The organism is Seramator thermalis (assembly GCF_004138125.1).
GTDB classification, from domain to species: domain Bacteria; phylum Bacteroidota; class Bacteroidia; order Bacteroidales; family Dysgonomonadaceae; genus Seramator; species Seramator thermalis.
On record NZ_RXHS01000024.1, the window covers coordinates 1 to 15,017 of the forward strand.

At 42.1% G+C, this 15,017-nt stretch carries 12 protein-coding genes and 1 tRNA gene; 8 read left to right on the forward strand and 5 right to left on the reverse strand.

The genetic code is table 11. The annotated features are described in order from the left end of the window. The first annotated feature begins 132 nt into the window (after positions 1–132). The 8 genes from EJN84_RS11835 to EJN84_RS11870 all read left to right on the forward strand — a co-directional run bounded on the left by EJN84_RS11835 (position 133) and on the right by EJN84_RS11870 (position 9,918). Entirely contained in the window at positions 133–1,998 is a 1,866-nt protein-coding gene (locus tag EJN84_RS11835; RefSeq protein WP_129595622.1) for a RagB/SusD family nutrient uptake outer membrane protein, read from the forward strand. 182 nt (positions 1,999–2,180) lie between these two features. Next, positions 2,181–3,602 carry a Gfo/Idh/MocA family oxidoreductase gene (locus tag EJN84_RS11840; RefSeq protein WP_129595623.1) on the forward strand — a complete coding sequence of 474 codons (1,422 nt, stop codon included), beginning with the start codon at positions 2,181–2,183 and terminating at the stop codon, positions 3,600–3,602. A gap of 32 nt (positions 3,603–3,634) precedes the next feature. Then, the gene (locus EJN84_RS11845; RefSeq protein ID WP_129595624.1) at positions 3,635–4,990 is read left to right on the forward strand and encodes a 3-keto-disaccharide hydrolase; all 1,356 of its coding nucleotides are present in this window, start codon (positions 3,635–3,637) and stop codon (positions 4,988–4,990) included. Between the two features lie 28 nt (positions 4,991–5,018). Beyond that, positions 5,019–5,882: an FAD:protein FMN transferase gene (locus EJN84_RS11850; RefSeq protein WP_129595625.1), complete on the forward strand. Its 864-nt coding sequence runs from the start codon at positions 5,019–5,021 to the stop codon at positions 5,880–5,882. A gap of 6 nt (positions 5,883–5,888) precedes the next feature. Then, complete coding sequence (locus tag EJN84_RS11855; RefSeq protein ID WP_129595626.1) at positions 5,889–7,217, forward strand: Gfo/Idh/MocA family protein; 1,329 nt, start codon at positions 5,889–5,891, stop codon at positions 7,215–7,217. 4 nt (positions 7,218–7,221) lie between these two features. Continuing rightward, the gene (locus tag EJN84_RS11860) at positions 7,222–7,461 is read left to right on the forward strand and encodes a hypothetical protein (RefSeq protein WP_129595627.1); all 240 of its coding nucleotides are present in this window, start codon (positions 7,222–7,224) and stop codon (positions 7,459–7,461) included. 50 nt (positions 7,462–7,511) lie between these two features. Next, a complete protein-coding gene (locus EJN84_RS11865) occupies positions 7,512–8,531 on the forward strand; it encodes a sugar phosphate isomerase/epimerase family protein (RefSeq protein ID WP_129595628.1) in 1,020 nt (339 codons plus the stop codon). 121 nt (positions 8,532–8,652) lie between these two features. After that, positions 8,653–9,918 carry a replication-associated recombination protein A gene (locus EJN84_RS11870; RefSeq protein WP_129595629.1) on the forward strand — a complete coding sequence of 422 codons (1,266 nt, stop codon included), beginning with the start codon at positions 8,653–8,655 and terminating at the stop codon, positions 9,916–9,918. A 205-nt stretch (positions 9,919–10,123) separates the two neighbouring features. Here the strand turns inward: EJN84_RS11870 and EJN84_RS11875 are convergent. From EJN84_RS11875 to EJN84_RS11895, 5 genes are all read right to left on the reverse strand, one after another. Next, a tRNA-Ser gene (locus tag EJN84_RS11875) sits at positions 10,124–10,210 on the reverse strand. 153 nt (positions 10,211–10,363) lie between these two features. Continuing rightward, on the reverse strand, positions 10,364–12,340 hold the full coding sequence (locus tag EJN84_RS11880) for a hypothetical protein (protein ID WP_238944018.1): 1,977 nt from the start codon (positions 12,338–12,340) through the stop codon (positions 10,364–10,366). A 315-nt stretch (positions 12,341–12,655) separates the two neighbouring features. Next, positions 12,656–13,078: a bacteriohemerythrin gene (locus tag EJN84_RS11885; RefSeq protein ID WP_129595630.1), complete on the reverse strand. Its 423-nt coding sequence runs from the start codon at positions 13,076–13,078 to the stop codon at positions 12,656–12,658. A gap of 38 nt (positions 13,079–13,116) precedes the next feature. Next, complete coding sequence (locus EJN84_RS11890; protein ID WP_129595631.1) at positions 13,117–14,556, reverse strand: glycosyltransferase family 2 protein; 1,440 nt, start codon at positions 14,554–14,556, stop codon at positions 13,117–13,119. Positions 14,557–14,560: 4 nt separating this feature from the next. Continuing rightward, on the reverse strand, positions 14,561–14,929 hold the full coding sequence (locus EJN84_RS11895) for a hypothetical protein (RefSeq protein WP_129595632.1): 369 nt from the start codon (positions 14,927–14,929) through the stop codon (positions 14,561–14,563). Between the last annotated feature and the right edge of the window lie 88 nt (positions 14,930–15,017).

Below are 15,017 nucleotides of genomic sequence, written 5' to 3' on the forward strand. Positions count from 1 at the left end.
AATATGTTCGTCTTCCATACAAACTAAGATAACGCTTTATCTTTAGAAACCTTTGGTTTCTATGGGATTGACCCCGAGGCAAGCCTCGAGGAATTCTTTAGATTAAAGCGAAGTGCGAAACTTTAGTTAATAATGTTGCCAGTTTGCCCCTTCATTATGCTATCCGGCTGCAGTGAAAGCTGGCTCGATCCAAAACCTCTTTCTTTTTATACTCCCGAAAATACGTATGTTGATGCTGCCGGATTTTATGCCGGATTGACCACCTGCGAAAGAAATATGAGACATGAATATTTTGGCGATGGAGCTCCAATATTAACAGAGTTCATACTTTCGGACATGGCTGTCGAAGGGACAACAGACAAAGCCGGGCCACAGATGGATTTGGATGTATCTTTACTACCCGATGCAAATCTTAACAGCACCGATTACACTCGCGTAGGCTGGTATTGGTATGAAGGATATAAGGGTATCAAGTATGCGAATGTCATCATTGCACGTATAGACCAAGCACAATACAAAGATGAGGCCGAAAGAAATGCTGTATTGGGCGCAGCTTATTTTCAAAGAGCATATCGATATTACAAACTAACTCATCAATTTGGGAATGTTCCTTATTTAGATTGGGAGATCACAGAACCCAAATACGATTTTTATACGTATGACAGATGGTCAATCTTGGAAAAAATGCTGCCTGAACTCGAGTTTGCATATCAATGGGTTCCTGAAAAAGTTGACAGAGGAAGAACTTCTAAATCGGCTTGTGGGGTCTTATTAATGAAAGTATGTATGGCTTTAGGCAAGTTTGATCGAGCCATTGAAGTCGGAAAAGAAATAGTCGCTTTACATCCTTTGATGACACAACGATTTACAGTAAATAAAACCAAGGCGCATACAAATTTAATGCATGATTTGCACAGTGTTGAAGCAAAATTAGACATGACAAATACAGAAGGATTAATGTATGTAGTTTCTTATCCTCAAGTTGATGGATCTGATAGAATTCAAACGATGAGAAATGGTGTCCCTTTTTGGAATAGTGGTGCCATTAAAACCCCCGATGGAAAAACAGGTACAAGCGTTACTATCGCAGCTGATGAAACCGATTTCTCACTTGATTTGAACAAAAACTATGGACGTGGGATAGGTCGATTACGTCCGACTTGGTATTACACCAACAAAATATGGACGAATAAGGAAAGAAACGATCTTCGCGGAATTTACAATCGCGACAGTTGGAAAAGTCCTGAAGATTTAAGATACAATAATCCTTCTTTAAAAACATCCAACAATCCATGGTATGGCAAAAACTTTGTGAAATCCCCATCCATGTCGGTTGAAGATACTATTCGATGCTGGTTTTCATGGCCTCATTACAAATTATTTGTTCCGGATCCCCTTCAAACACAATGGGCAGGTGGTGAAACGCCTTGGTATATCTACAGATCTGCTGAAGTTTATCTTATGATGGCCGAATGTTATTATTGGAAAGATCAACCAGACCAAGCTGCAATAATGCTTAATGTTGTAAGAAGTCGTGCAGGGGCTGACCCTTTAGCAGCTTCCGATATCAATATAGGAGCTATTTTGGATGAAAGAGCCCGAGAACTTTACTATGAAGAAAACCGAAAATCTGAATTGACTCGAATTGCCTATACTTATGCTAAGTTTGGAAAACCTTGTGAAGTTTTTGGCGGTAGAATATACAAACTTGATAATTTTTCCGGACCCGGGGGTACTAGTTCAAACGTAAAGCAGGAAGGGATAAACTTTTATTACGATTGGATAATGAAGCAGTCAAACTTTTACAACAAAGGAGTGAAACATAAATGGGCTGAATATAAAATGAGTGTTCATCATGTTCTTTGGCCGGTGCCTGCAAATGCTATTAATACAAATATTAAGGGTGTAATTAATCAAAATATTGGTTATCCTGGAGCTGAAAAAAATGTTGAACCTTTGATTGTACCAAAAGATGGTACGGTATTGGGCCCTAAATAGGCGTTAACAAAAAGAATTCAGGTAGTTGAATCGAAGAGATTGGTTACTACCTGAATTCCATTTATAAACGAGATATGAATAATGGTAAAATACCTTAATTCCCGCGACAAAAATCCTATTTTATTTATCTTTACACATCTCAAAAACGAATAAATTATTTCACAAAATACCATATTATTTTTATGACTACTCGAAGAGATTTTATCAAAAATGCGGCCCTTGCTTCGGCGGGACTTGCTTTGGGCGGAGTTACCACAAAAATGAGCGCAGCAAGCTACAGCCGAGTTGTTGGAGCTAACAAAAAAGTAAATTTGGCGCATATCGGCGTTGGAAATCGTGGATGGGAAATCATCAATGATTTCGATAAAACGGGTTTGGCCAACGTAATAGCTTTGTGCGATGTGGATTTGGGTGCAGAACATACTAAAAATGCTCTGGCAAAATTTCCCAATGCAAAACGGTTTAAGGATTTCAGAGAAATGTTCGACAAAATGGGAAACGAGATCGAAGCTGTTGCGATAGCAACCCCCGACTTTTCGCATTTCCCCATTTGTATGCTGGCTCTTTCTCTCGGGAAACATGTGTACGTCGAAAAACCGCTTACGCGAACTTTTCACGAATCGGAGCTCTTGATCGAAATGGCAAAAAAACATCCTAATTTGGTTACCCAAATGGGAAATCAGGGACATTCCGATGCCAACTATTTTCAGTTCAAAGCCTGGAAAGAAGCAGGAATTATCAAAGATGTGACGGCGATCACTGCACATATGAACAACTCGCGTCGTTGGCATGGCTGGGATCCGAACATCTACAAATATCCGGCTGCTGAACCTATTCCCGAAACACTGGATTGGAATACCTGGCTTTCGGCACAATTCTATCATGACTATAACAAGGACTACCACTATGGTCAGTGGCGTTGTTGGTACGATTTTGGGATGGGTGCACTGGGTGATTGGGGAGCTCACATCCTCGATACGGCTCACGAATTTCTCGATTTGGGCCTACCGGAAGAGGTTAATCCTATAAAACTCGAAGGACATAACGATTATTTCTTTCCCATGTCAACCACGCTCGAATTTAAATTTCCTGCTCGTGGAAAGATGCCGCCGGTTACTGTTACATGGTACGACGGAATCAACAATATTCCACCCGTTCCCGAAGAATATGGCGTATCAGAACTCGATCCAAATATTCCTTCGGTGGGCGGAGGAAAAATTCAACCTGCAAAACTAAATCCCGGGAAAGAGATTTACAGCAAGGAGCTGACTTTCAAGGGTGGTTCTCATGGAAGCACTCTTTCGATTATTCCGGAAGAAAAAGCAAAAGAGATGGCGAAAAAACTGCCTGAAGTGCCACCAAGTCCGTCCAACCATTTTGCCAATTTCCTTTTGGCTTGTCAGGGAAAAGAAAAAACGCGTTCGCCATTCGAGATTTCGGGTCCTTTGAGCCAGGTATTCACGCTCGGGGTGATGGCTCAGCGACTCAATCGGGAAATAGTTTTCGACCGCAAAACCAAACATGTTACCAACGATGCCTTTGCCGACGCCTTCCTCACCGGAATACCGCCTCGCAAAGGATGGGAAGAATTCTACAAATTGTAAATATAAAAATATCTGTTTCAAACTATTAAACAATGAAGAAAAGCATTTTATTCGTATTGGCTATGGTTGCCGTATTTTCGCTATCGGCACAGGAAGCCAAATGGCAGGATCTGTTCAATGGCAAAAATCTGAAGGGCTGGACAAAGCTCAATGGCACAGCCGAATATCAAGTTAAAGACAAAACAATTGTCGGCATATCCAAACCGGGTACTCCGAATACTTTTTTGGCTACCAACAAAATGTATGACAACTTCATCCTCGAATTCGATTTCAAAGTGGATGACGGACTCAATTCGGGCGTGCAGTTTCGCAGCAACAGTCTGAAAGAATACAACAATGGTCGAGTTCATGGCTATCAGTTCGAAATCGACCCTTCGGAGCGTGCCTGGACGGGAGGTGTTTACGACGAAGCGCGGCGTGGATGGCTCTATCCACTCACTTACAATCCTGATGCGAAAAAAGCATTTAAAAGCAATGAATGGAATTCGGCACGCATCGAAGCTATCGGCAATTCAATCCGCACGTGGGTTAACGGCATCGCATGTGCCGATTTGTTGGACGATATGACAAAATCGGGATTCATTGCATTGCAGGTTCATAGCATTGGCAATAATCAATCGTTGGCAGGCAAAACCGTTTCGTGGCGCAATATTCGTATCATGACCGAAAATCTCGATCAGTTTAAAACTCCTGAAAACAATAGCATTCAGCAAATCAATCGAATAGCTAACACTATTTCCGAAAGAGAAAAACAAGACGGCTGGCGTTTGCTTTGGGATGGAAAGACTACCGAAGGATGGCGTGGTGCCAAATTGGATGGATTCCCTCAAAAAGGTTGGGTTATCGAAAATGGCATCTTGAAAGTTTTGAAAGGAAATGGGGGCGAATCGGCTAACGGAGGCGATATTATCACAACACGACTTTATAAGAATTTCATTCTGAAAGTCGATTTCAAGATAACCGAGGGAGCCAACAGTGGCATCAAATACTTCGTTGATCCTACGTTGAATAAAGGCACAGGATCGGCTATCGGATGTGAATATCAGATTCTCGATGATTTGCGACATCCCGATGCCAAACTTGGGGTTAATGGCAACAGAACATTAGGTTCGCTCTACGACCTGATTCCTGCTCCGAAGGACAAACCTTTTTTGCCCGGTTTCTTCAATACTGCTATGATCGTGGTGAAAGGTAATCATGTGGAACATTGGCTAAACGGCGTCAAAATTATCGAATACGAACGCAACAATCAGATGTGGAACGCTCTGGTTGCCTATAGCAAATACAAAGATTGGCCGAATTTTGGGAACTACGAACAGGGATATATTCTGTTGCAGGATCATGGTGACGAAGTTTGGTTTCAGAATATCAAAATCAAAGAGTTGTAATTTATAATCACGATATCGACATAACTCAATGGAAGGACCGTGTCGTGTGCTGCGAGCGGTTCTTTATCTTTTTTCGATGAATACGGCCTACTCGCACTATTACGATGCTTCCTCTCTTTTTCACGGTTCGTTGCTCAATATTATGGGCACTCGTTTGGACGCCGTTTTCATCGAAACGGACAAAGCGTTGTGTGAACTGGTTTGGCAAAGAGTAGTTGCCGAATTATCGCGACTGGACAAAATGTTCAATCGGTTTGACATCGAAAGTGAAATTTATTCCGTAAATTTACGAGCGGCAACCGAAAGTGTGATTGCAAGCGACGAATTGATGTCTGTTTTGATAAGTTGCAAGCGTTACCACAATCTTTCGCTGGGCTTATTCGATGTTACTTTGTCCGATTTCAATGCCGTCCATCTCGATGTGGAACATCAAACAATTTCGTTTTCTGCAAAAAATGTTTCGATTGATTTTGGAGCCTGTGCCAAAGGATATGCCCTCGAAAAAGTGAAGCAACTGTTAGTTGAAGCGGAGATAAAAGATGCCTTAATCGATTTTGGTAACAGTTCGGTGTTGGCGTTGGGGCATCACCCCTTTGGCGATTGTTGGAAAATAAGTATCGAAAATCCTTTTCGCCCGGGAGAAATTGTGGACGAAATCGAATTGCGCGACGAGGCGCTTTCTACATCGGGCAATATGCCGACTCATCTGAAGCATATCGTCAATCCCGGAACACATCAATTTATTGAAGACGAAAAAATAGTTAGCGTCGTAACACAAAATTCGTTCGACGCCGAAGTATTGAGCACCGCTTTGATGATTGCCAATCCTGAGGAACAGGGAAAAATCCTGGCGCATTTCGACCATGTGCTTTTCAGAGAATATATTCTTTAATAAATTATGAGTACCGATAAAAATACAAAACAAGTAGATCTCGAACTTCGACAGTTTATCAAAAACTTGGGATATATAGCCGGTGGCACGGCATTGCTGATCACTGTGCCTTGGTTGCAATCTTTTACGACCGACAAATTGTCGGAAATAAAAAACGAAAAGGCCAGAGTGGCTATTTTGGGAACCGGTTCGCGTGGACAGTATCATATCCTGAACCTTTTGCGGATACCGCACGCCGAAATCGTCGCCTTGTGCGACAATTATCCTCCAAATCTTAAAGCTGCATCTGATTTGTGTCCCAAAGCCAAAACATATACCGATTATCGGAAGATGCTGGAATCGAAAGATATAGATGGCGTTATTATATGTACTCCACTCAATTGGCATGCACCGATGGTGCTCGATTCGTTGGCAGCCGGAAAGCATACTTTTTGCGAAAAATCGATGGCGCTTACGATGGATGAATGCAAGGCTATTTACGAGGCCTATCTTCATACTGATCGAGTATTGTATTTCGGAATGCAGCGTCTGTTCGACGAAAAATATATAAAAGGATTGAGCATGATTCATTCCGGGCTGATTGGCGACATCGTAGGCATTCGTTGTCACTGGTTTCGCAACAACGACTGGCGAAGGCCGGTGCCTTCTCCCGAATTGGAACGGAAAATCAACTGGCGTCTTTATTGGGAATCTTCGGGTGGATTGACAACCGAATTGGCAACCCACCAGTTGGAAGTTTCTAATTGGGCGATGAAGCGTATCCCCGAATCGGTAGTAGGAATGGGTGATATTGTTTTTTGGAAAGATGGCCGCGAGGTTTACGACAGCATCAGCCTGACTTATCATTATCGAAATGGTGTGAAAACAACATACGAATCGCTTATCTCGAATAAATTCAATGGCTTGGGTGAGCAGGTGTTGGGGCACAAAGGTACTATGGAACTCGAAAAAGGTCAATATTTTTTCGAAGATGTTGCGCCGGCACCCGGCATTCTGCAACTCATCAATAACGTCGAAAAGCGTGTCTTCAGTACTGTGCCGATAGCCGGACCCAGTTGGGTGCCCGAAACGGCATCGAAGCAAAAGCCCCATTATGTAATTGAGGGAATGGTTCATACCACGAGTGGCGGTTCCATGGTAGGCGCCGAAAACGATGGCTCTGACAATTTGATTTCTGCTTTTTGCCAATCGGTAATTACGGGCGAAAAGGCTAAAGACATTGTCGAAGAATGCTATAGCTCTACTATGTTGTGTCTGTTGGGCAATCAGGCGATGAAAGAGCAGCGAAAAGTCGATTTCCCTGACGAATACAAAATTCCCCATTTAAAATTCTGAGTATATGAAAGACATTGTCATAACGGTTCGACGCCAGAAAAAGGAATTGCGCATTTTACTTATATGTTTTGCTTTTTCTTTTTTGCTTAATATTGCTGCGATTATAATCTACAAAACCTCTTGGGCCGAAATAATAACCCAGATCGGATATGTCATTATCATCGCGCTTGCGCTTTATGTGTTGATTGCGATTATCCGATTGATCGTTTATCTGATTTCGAGATTTTTCAAAAAACGAAAGTGAATCAGACGATTGTTTATCTTGTTTCTCAATGATTTTTAAATAATAGGCTTATGAAAAACGAAAAGATTTTGTCGAGAAGAAATTTTCTGGGGACTTCGGCTTTACTCACTGCCGGTTCCTTATTGTCTGTTCATCCATCGTTATTTGCCGCGAATAACAATGTTTCGAATATCACAAAAGCAACTCCAAAGGTTTTGCCCAACTCCAAATTTGCAGGTGTGCAGATCGGAGCCATCACTTACAGCTTTCGAGACTTGAGTGGTGGTCTTGAAGCAACGCTTAAAGCCTGTATCGATGCCGGCATTAGCTCAATAGAACTTATGGGAACCGGAGTTGAAGAATATTTGGGCGCTCCCAAAAATCCTGTTCGAAGATTTCCCAATGCTCAAAATCCTTTGACAGAGGAAGAGAAAAAAGCCATTGCGGATTATCAATCCGAATTGAAACAATGGCGAAAAACACAAGGCACAGTTGAAAAATACAAGCAACTTCGCAAAAAGTTTAACGATGCGGGTATCGGCATTCATATTTATAAATGGACTGCCGGAAAGTCTGAGGAAGATCTCGATTATTCGTTCAAAGTGGCAAAGGCTCTGGGTGCAGTCGGCATTAGCGATGAACTGAACGACGAAAATGCACGTTTGATGGGTCCGGTTGCAGCCAAAAACGGAATGTATGCCATTCTGCACAACCATTTTCAGTTTGCTCAACCGGGTTTTGACGTGGATAAATACCTTGCCTATTCGCCGGCTAATATGTTGAATTTCGACGCCGGCCATTATTTTGGCTCTACCGGCTTAAATCCTGTTGATTTCATCAGAAAGTATCACAATCGAATTGTCAGCATTCATTTGAAAGATAAAACGTCTGCTACAAATGAATGGAAGAAAAACGAAAATCAGGTGTGGGGACAGGGTGAAACTCCGCTCGAAGAAATTTTGCATTTGGTGCGTGACAATAAGTGGCCGATCTATTGCGATATCGAGCTGGAATATCCCGTTGTGCCCTGGTCGACCTCAGTTAAGGAAGTGCGAACTTGTATGCGTTATTGCCGACAAATTTTGATTTGAAATTTGCGAATAACTGCTTATAATATCCGTTTGTGCTTTCGGGGACGAACGGATATTTTTCGTTTGAACCACTTTTATCCGAAAATCGTTATCTTTGCATGGATAGTAACGAAATAACAATATGAGTGCACCGCTTGCTGAAAGACTTCGTCCACAATCACTTGACGATTTTATCGGCCAAAAACATTTGGTAGGTAAGGGTGCAGTTTTGCGTAAAATGATCGAGTCGGGTAGGGTGCCGTCGATTATTTTTTGGGGACCTCCCGGCGTGGGTAAAACTACCTTGGCCAACATCATTGCTAACGCTGTCAAAGCTCCTTTTTATAAGTTGAGTGCCATCAATTCGGGAGTGAAGGATGTGCGTGAAGTCATCGATAAGGCTCGAAACAGTCGTTTTTTCGAAGCGACAAGTCCTATTTTGTTCATCGACGAAATTCATCGTTTCAGTAAGTCGCAACAAGATTCGTTGCTTCATGCCGTTGAGACAGGAGCTATCACATTGATTGGTGCTACTACCGAAAATCCATCTTTCGAAGTCATCCGTCCGCTTTTGTCCCGCTGTCAGGTTTATGTGCTTAAACCGATGGAGAAGAAGGATTTGGAAGAACTTCTCCATAAAGCAATCACCGAAGATGTCATTCTCAAAGAAATGAATATTCGTGTCGCTGAAACCGATGCTTTGTTTCGTTTTTCGGGAGGAGATGCCCGGAAATTGCTGAATATTCTCGAATTGGTGGTTTCGGCCGAAACATCTGCCGAAATCGTTATCACCGACCAAAAAGTGACTGAGCGGTTGCAGGAAAATCCTGCTGCTTACGATAAAGGTGGAGAAATGCACTATGATATCATTTCGGCATTTATCAAATCCATTCGCGGGAGCGATCCGGATGCAGCCGTTTATTGGTTGGCACGCATGGTTGCCGGAGGCGAGGATCCGGCTTTTATTGCTCGACGATTGGTGATTCTTGCGGCCGAAGATATCGGATTGGCTAATCCCAATGCACTACTTCTAGCCAATGCCTGTTTCGATACCTTACAGAAAATTGGGTGGCCCGAAGGACGAATCGTTTTAGCCGAGACGGCTATCTATCTGGCAACTTCACCCAAGAGCAATTCCTCGATACTGGCTATCGATGCAGCCATGAGTGAGGTGCAACGCAGCGGAAATCTTCCTGTGCCGTTGCATTTGCGCAATGCACCTACTTCGTTGATGAAGGAGCTGGATTATGGCAAAGATTATAAATATGCGCACGATTACGAAAACAATTTCGTTAAGCAGGACTATCTTCCGTCGCAGCTTAAGAATCATCAATTTTGGGAGGCACAATCCAATCCGTCAGAAGCCAAAATGCGCGAGTTGATGCGAAAACTGTGGGGAAAAGGATAAAAAAAACCGGTGTTTTCTTAATCCACACATTGCAGGGAGATATAGAATAGAAGAGAAATAACGTTTGAAGTTGCATTTATAAACCGAATTCATCCTATCTCAAAAAATAAAATAAAAAAAAGGAGCTGCAAAAGTAGTTCCTCTTTAAAAGTGTGTATAAATCCGTGTATATACGTTTCGATTCATTGATTTACAATGCAAATTGCGGAAAGCGAGGGATTCGAACCCCCGGTACGGTTACCCGTACACTTGATTTCGAGTCAAGCCCGATCGACCACTCCGGCAGCTTTCCAAATTACGAATTCAACGAACATCAGCCGTTAACTTCTTTTTTATACACTAGCCTAAAATCGTTGCAAAGTTAGCAATAAAATGTTTATTCCTGCAAAAGGGAGCGAATTTTCTGCATCACACAAACATTCGTCCCATGATCTACCCGGTCATTCTATTTTTGCAAAGCGATCAATGCTTCATCGGTAGCTTTCAACAGCGCATTCACCGAAATTTTGTCGCCTACGGCATGTTGCATCCACAATTGAGGGATGATGCGTCCCTGCATGAGCATTCGCGTAACTTCGTCTGCAAAATTTTTGCCGCGAATTTGTTGTTCGATCTGAAAAGCAATCAAATGTCCCATCGGATAATTGGGCAAATAGAGCGGATAATCGATCATGTGCGAATAGATGGCGAGCAGCGTTTCGTCTTTTCCGCCCAAAATGCCGGCATAATAGGAATTCCAAACCTGTTTGGCAATATCGATGACGGCATTTTTCAACTGTGCGGGAGTAGCATCGGAATGCGCATAAAGCCATTCCCAAACCCGAATATCCACCAGCGAAACGCCCATGATTTCGTAAGCCGACCAAAAATTGTCGAGCGCCAAATAATAATTGTCATCCGGATTCGGATTTTTCAACCCGAGCAATTCCAAATCGCGTTTCTGAAACAGAAAGGCGATGGCTTCGGTAAACGCGGTATTGGGAACGCCATTGAGCATGTAGTAATCCACATCGTTCATCGTGATTGTTTGTTCGGTGTTGTGTCCAAATTCGTGCACCGCGATGTTGTAGCCCTTGTAATCCATGCCGTTTTCACCGATGCGGGTACGCAAATGCGCCTTATCGCCACGCATGGCCGAACCCCAGGCATGGCCTGCACCGCGAGATGCATCAACGGTTACGAGCGAAGCAATTTGACGAGCTTTTTCGGGTTTCCATCCAAGTTTTATCAGAATATTGGGCAAGTCGGCTTCAACCGCTGCCGCGTTGGGATATTTTTTCGAAGTTATCGCCGACAATTGTTCTTCTGGAATCCCACCACGCGATTCAAAACCATTGTACCAAAGATCGAAGGGTTCGAGATCGCGCCCCAATCGTGCCTTGATAAATGCAGCCACTTGTTTCACTTGGGGAGATGACAAAAGCGTTTTGAAAAGAGTTTCCACATCGCTTTGCGGGATTTCCATTGAACCGTCGAAGGCACGAAGCAGCAGCGTAGGATAATGTGGCGAATAGGGGTCGAGCTGCTTCATTGCCTTAAAGTTCTCGAGCAAAACCTCATAGCGCTTATCAGGCTCGGCCGTAGCGGTTACTTCTCGATTGTTTTCATACACTTGGTTTGTTTCGGGATTCCAGGTATATTTTCCGTTGTTGATCACCTGTTGGGGAATGGTTTGGTCGATTATGCGCTGCATCACGCGATAAATCATGCGCTGCTTTTCCAACCCATTCACTGAATCGGCATAGTCCGATTTCAACTCGTCGCGAAGCCCCCAATGCGAAATCAACTTCATATCTTCCGGAAAAAGAGTTTTACCATTTTGGTTCAGTAATTTCCCCATATAGATATTGTAATCCGAAATATAAGCATCGGCAGCCGTGATGGTTTGCGAAACATGTTGCTGCACGTCGGCAGGAACGCGGGAAATGAATCGGTCGCCCATGCGTGCAAAAGCCCATTCTTTGCGCGTCCAAGAAGGCCCGAGTTTTGTTTTTTCTTCGAGTGAATAAAAAGGGAAGTTGAGCGTAGTGAGAAAAGCAATTTTGTTGGCAAAAAAATCATCGGCAAGATGTGCCGTAACGTCATATCCACCAAACATCATGTCCACGGGTTCGATGTCGGGACCGGCAAGGTGCAGCGGTTCTTTCAGTTTCAGATCTATGTTGTTGAAATATCCGCTGAGGATCTCAAAATTGCGCTCCAACTTGGTAAACAATGTATTCAACTTGGACGTATCGGCAACAAAATTGGTTTTGCAGAAGGTTGAGAAGTCATCTTCCGATCCGTCGCTCTCGCGCCACAAATCGGCTACCTGATGCACGCCCCGTTCAATTCGGAAGGCATAGCTTTGTCCCAACGAATCTTTAAGTTGAGCAACCACTCTGTCGGCTTGCTTTTCTGAAATAAATCTTTCTCTATTCATTGCAGTTTGATCGGTTTTCGTTTTGCACGATACAAGGGCAACAAGTAATATTACCGCCCAATAAATATTTTTTCGATGCATGGTTTTATTTTAAAAAAAGGTGAAAGGCAAAAATACATGATAATTTTCAATATACGCGTAAAACGATTAAAATTCGTTCTTGTAAAGGTCGGTGATAGTAGAACGTGATTGCATGTTCGGGCAATATTTCGGAAGGAAATTTAGTCGAAATATCGAATCTATACGGGGTGAAGTTTTTTTGAATCGAAATTTATGAAAGAAGATTTTACCTCATTAAGGTAGATTAGTCTTTTCTTATTGATTTAGGTATTTTTTTATTGAAGGCACGTATTTTGCGTCGCATTCCATAATATGTTTCAGTAGCCATTTCCGAAGAAAAGCTACAATTTCGGATTGGAGTGTCGAACTCCCAAATTGAATAGAAGTTTTGAAGGCATCAATTTTTTGTCGGAAGATTTGATGTTGGATGACGTGTTCATCAATTTCGGCGAAATTGGCTTTTTTCATCAGCGTTTCTTCATTGGCAAAATGATAGTTGCTGTATTTTTCCAATTCGTCGATAATTTTCATGAAATCGTTTGACTCTTTTTGGTCTGCCTTTTCGGACATGCGATTAAAAATGCCAATCAGAAGTCGATGATCTGAGTCTATTTTTTCGATTCCAAACATAAAAGGAAGATAATTAATGTCTTCATGATTGGTGCTACTCTGATTCATAAGAATTTATTTATGTTGTTTGTCATTAATTAAAAAAATCAGTTTTGAGTGTTTGACGATGCGAACCCTTTTCGCTGCATATTGCCCCATGCATGTCTGTTCTTTTTTCTGAAAAAATAATCGATATTACCCTGTAGCGAAAAAAAAGTATTCATGGGTTGATATACAAATACTTCCAATATCGACAGAAAGAGTGTCGTTGTCAAGTACCCCAGGTTTTTGTATTTATTGTAATAAATCGATTCGAGGAGAACTGCGTAAAACGCATACATCACAGCAAAAGATAATACGAAAAGAGTCATGATAAGAAATACCTTAAAATCCACAAGGCCCAAGCCCGTCAGAACGATGACGTAAGCAATTCCAACAACCTGAATTAACGGCGCCAACCATTCGAATGCAATCCAATATGGGAAGCTGATCATTCCTATTCTCCCGAATTTGGGATTGAAGGTCATTTTCAGATGCTTGCGAATGGTTTCGATGGCACCTCTTGTCCATCGGTTTCTTTGTCGCGAAAGTACCTTCAACGATTCCGGGACCTCGGTCCAGCAAAGCGGATCCGGAATGAAAGCTATTTTATATTTTTCTTTCGTTACCTCGTGCATATAGCGGCGCATCCTGACAACCAGTTCCAAATCTTCCCCCACTGTTTTGGTATCGTAGCCGCCTGCATCCAGAGCAGTTTTTCGATCGAAAAGCCCAAAAGCTCCCGAAATAATCAACAGTCCGTTGATTCTACTCCACGCCATTCTCCCCAATGTGAAGGCTCTAAAGTATTCTATGGTTTGGTATTTTGCCCAGATGTTTTTCGGAAAATTCACTTTCACGATGCGTCCGTTTCTTACTTCACATGAATTAGCTACCCGTATAACGCCACCAGAAGCAATCACCTTAACTTTCGTTTCCTCGATAAAGGGTTTAACCATTCTCAACAGAGCGTCAGGTTCCAAAATCGTATCCACGTCAACTGCCAGAAACAAATCGTTACTTACGAAATTTAATCCGGCATTTAAGGCATCGGCTTTCCCTCCATTTTCTTTGTCAATAATTGTCAGGTGATTATAAGCATTGTTTTGCGATTTGTAAACCCCTCTAATCTTTTTTGTCTCTATCGTTTGTTCGTATGCAGAATTGGTTTTAACCAAATTGAAATGGGAGATAATTTTCTGAAGCGTTCGGTCTTTACTCCCATCATTAACAATAACGATCTCAAAATTAGGGTATTTCAAACTTAAGAGGCAATTGATATTTTCTATGATAGTACTTTCTTCATTATAAGCAGGTGCGACAACTGATATCGAAGGCAGTTTCGGAAAGCCCAATATTCTGATAAAATCGGGTAATCTGTTGCGTGTATGATATTTCTTTAATTCAGATGTGGACATCAGCGCTGTGACTATATATGAGATAAACAGCGTGCAAGCATACACGAAAATAAGGGTGTTCAAAATTTTGATGACAAGTGGCAGTTCCATTTTCTTACAGATAAAAGTCGGTTAAATGTTTATATGCGTTTCGTATAGATTCATTTTCATGATTCATATATTTCAGCGCAAAGCTTATGTCCATTTTGATTAAATTCGACATTGCTCTGATTTTGATATCTGAGGGATATTTCAAAATAAGTTCTTCCAAGAAAGGAGAAACAAAATCCCTTTCATTCCTCAGCGTTATTTCATCGATGAGTTTCAGTTGCAGATTCTTGTTCATGTTGTCGAAATGAGATATCAATATCTCGAAATCTTCTTTTTCGGTAGCAAAACCAACGATCGCCCTATACGTTTCTTCTCTTACTATGGCTGTTTTATCGTAAGCACCCGATAAATTCCCCGTTTTAGTATTCATCATAATTTTTGATCTTTGCCGGCAAACATAACAATATATGACGCCGATAAGCAAAGAAGAATTTATGGTGATACTGGAACGCCGGCAGAAC

Coding starts and splice junctions, on each gene's coding strand:
- EJN84_RS11855 (WP_129595626.1), top strand. CDS start 5,889: ATGAGTACCGATAAAAATACAAAACAAGTAGATCTCGAACTTCGACAG.
- EJN84_RS11880 (WP_238944018.1), bottom strand. CDS start 12,340: ATGAATAGAGAAAGATTTATTTCAGAAAAGCAAGCCGACAGAGTGGTT.
- EJN84_RS11890 (WP_129595631.1), bottom strand. CDS start 14,556: ATGGAACTGCCACTTGTCATCAAAATTTTGAACACCCTTATTTTCGTG.
- EJN84_RS11865 (WP_129595628.1), top strand. CDS start 7,512: ATGAAAAACGAAAAGATTTTGTCGAGAAGAAATTTTCTGGGGACTTCG.
- EJN84_RS11870 (WP_129595629.1), top strand. CDS start 8,653: ATGAGTGCACCGCTTGCTGAAAGACTTCGTCCACAATCACTTGACGAT.
- EJN84_RS11895 (WP_129595632.1), bottom strand. CDS start 14,929: ATGATGAATACTAAAACGGGGAATTTATCGGGTGCTTACGATAAAACA.
- EJN84_RS11860 (WP_129595627.1), top strand. CDS start 7,222: ATGAAAGACATTGTCATAACGGTTCGACGCCAGAAAAAGGAATTGCGC.
- EJN84_RS11835 (WP_129595622.1), top strand. CDS start 133: ATGTTGCCAGTTTGCCCCTTCATTATGCTATCCGGCTGCAGTGAAAGC.
- EJN84_RS11845 (WP_129595624.1), top strand. CDS start 3,635: ATGAAGAAAAGCATTTTATTCGTATTGGCTATGGTTGCCGTATTTTCG.
- EJN84_RS11840 (WP_129595623.1), top strand. CDS start 2,181: ATGACTACTCGAAGAGATTTTATCAAAAATGCGGCCCTTGCTTCGGCG.
- EJN84_RS11850 (WP_129595625.1), top strand. CDS start 5,019: ATGGAAGGACCGTGTCGTGTGCTGCGAGCGGTTCTTTATCTTTTTTCG.
- EJN84_RS11885 (WP_129595630.1), bottom strand. CDS start 13,078: ATGAATCAGAGTAGCACCAATCATGAAGACATTAATTATCTTCCTTTT.